At 61.3% G+C, this 2,034-nt stretch carries 2 protein-coding genes; both read right to left on the minus strand.

All coding sequences use genetic code 11. The annotated features are described in order from the left end of the window. A partial coding sequence (locus INF61_RS22310; RefSeq protein ID WP_193548130.1) for an MFS transporter occupies positions 1 to 493 on the minus strand: 493 nt, incomplete at its 3' end. A 226-nt stretch (positions 494 to 719) separates the two neighbouring features. Next, a partial coding sequence (gene yagF / locus INF61_RS22315; protein ID WP_227413532.1) for a xylonate dehydratase YagF occupies positions 720 to 2,034 on the minus strand: 1,315 nt, incomplete at its 5' end.

Consider the following 2,034-nt stretch of genomic DNA (forward strand, 5'->3'; position numbering starts at 1 on the left):
GCGCGATGCCGCTGATGGCGAGCGACCCCGCGGCGGCGAGGAAGAAACGCCAGGACTGAAGGGCATGACGCTCTTTCGGGTCGGCGGTGATCACCCCCGGCATGGCACAGTACGGGACGTTAACGAAGGTGTAGACCAGAGTCAGCAGAATGTAGGTCACGCAGGCGTAGATGATTTTGCCCTGCGCGGAGAAGTCCGGCGTGTAGAAGGTCAGCATGCAGACGATGCCAAACGGGATGGCGCCCCACAGCAGGAACGGGCGGAACTGGCCGTAGCGGGTGCGGGTGCGGTCTACCAGCAGCCCCATCAGCGGATCGGTCACGGCGTCGAGCACGCGGGAAACTAAAAACAGCGTCCCCATTATGCCCGCGGAGAGACCGAACACGTCGGTGTAGAAATAGGCCAGCAGGAACATCGTGGCCTGCCAGACGAAGCCGCAGGCGGTATCACCCAGCCCGTAGCCAATTTTGTCTTTCATGGTTAATTGCGTCATCAGAATTACACCCTTATGTAGTGTGCTGAATTACAACATTGTGTTACTGGAGTGTAATGAGCTGCTCAATTAACCAGCAATGGTCATATCTTATTTCTGAATTACGTTATTTCGCTTTTGTGACGCCAACGATATATCTCAACTCATTGTTTAAATTAGCAAATTAAAGACAAGCAAAAACCGCCCGCGGAATATTTTCCGCAGACGACTTTCTCTCAAAAAATAATTAAAGGCCGAGTGCTTTTTTACCGGCGTTAATTACCTCAATGATTTTATCGGTGTCATAAATACAGCCTTTCCAGGTGCCGCCACTCACGGACTGTAATGCCGCCCACAGCCGGGTATCGTCCGGCAAAAAGTCGTGAGCGTGCAGGTCCGGGTGCGTCAGCCGCCGCGCCAGCTCGCGCCCCCCCTCTTCCGGCGTCAGCGGGTTGTCCGCGGTACCGATGAAGTTCACGCTACCGGTCAGAGTCAGGCGGTCCACGGCAATCTCAATGATGTCGTTATCGCGCAGCTTACCAATCGGCCCTCCCGCCAGCGCCTCCGGCGATACGTGGCCGAAGCAGGCCCCCGTCGACACGCCCGAGAAGCGCGCATCGGTGATTAACGACACCGTCTTGCCCCACGAGATATGCTTCAGCGCGGAGGTGAGCTGGTAGGTCTCTTCCATGCCGGTGCCGGACGGGCCACCGCCGATCACCACCATGATATCGCCCTGCGCAATCTCTTCCCGCTTGATGGCCCTGATCGCCTGCGCCTCCGAGACAAACACCCGCACCCGGCCAGTGTGGCGGTAAACGCCATCTTCACCCACCACCGACGGGTCGATCGCCGTGGCCTTGATCACCGATCCTTCCGGCGCGATGTTGCCCGTCGGGAAGCAGACCGTCGAGGTCAGCCCTTTCGCTTTTGCCTTCTCCGGCGGCAGGATCACGTCATCCGGCTCCACGCCGTCCTGCTCGCGCAGGCACTGGCGGAAGCGCTTACGGCGCTCCGAGCTCTGCCACCAGTCGAGGTTCTCGCCCACTGTCTGGCCAGTGACGGTCATGGCGTCCAGATGCAGCAGGCCGAGATCGCGCAGGTGGAGCATCACCTCCGGCACGCCGCCCGCGAGGAAGGCGCGCACGGTCGGGTGATAGTCCGGGCCGTTGGGCAGCACGCTTACCAGGCGAGGCACCCTGCGGTTGACGCGCGTCCAGTGTTCAACGTCCGGGATCGTGCAGCCCGCCGCGTGGGCGATGGCCGGAATGTGCAGCAGTAAATTAGTGGAGCCGCCGAACGCCGCGTGGATCACCATCGCGTTTTCGATGGCTTTGTCGGTAAGGATATCGCGCGTGGTGATGCCGCGGTTATCCAGTTCACTGACCGCCCGCGCCGACTGGCGGGCGATCTCCAGCCACACCGCCTGCCCGGACGGGGCCAGCGCGGAGTGCGGCAGCGCCAGACCCAGTGCCTCCGCCACTACCTGCGAGGTGCCCGCCGTACCGAGGAACTGACACCCGCCGCCCGGCGACGCGCAGGCGCGACAGCCCAGCTCGGCG

Source organism: Enterobacter cloacae complex sp. P18RS, from assembly GCF_014982105.1.
In the GTDB taxonomy this organism is placed as follows: domain Bacteria; phylum Pseudomonadota; class Gammaproteobacteria; order Enterobacterales; family Enterobacteriaceae; genus Enterobacter; species Enterobacter hormaechei_C.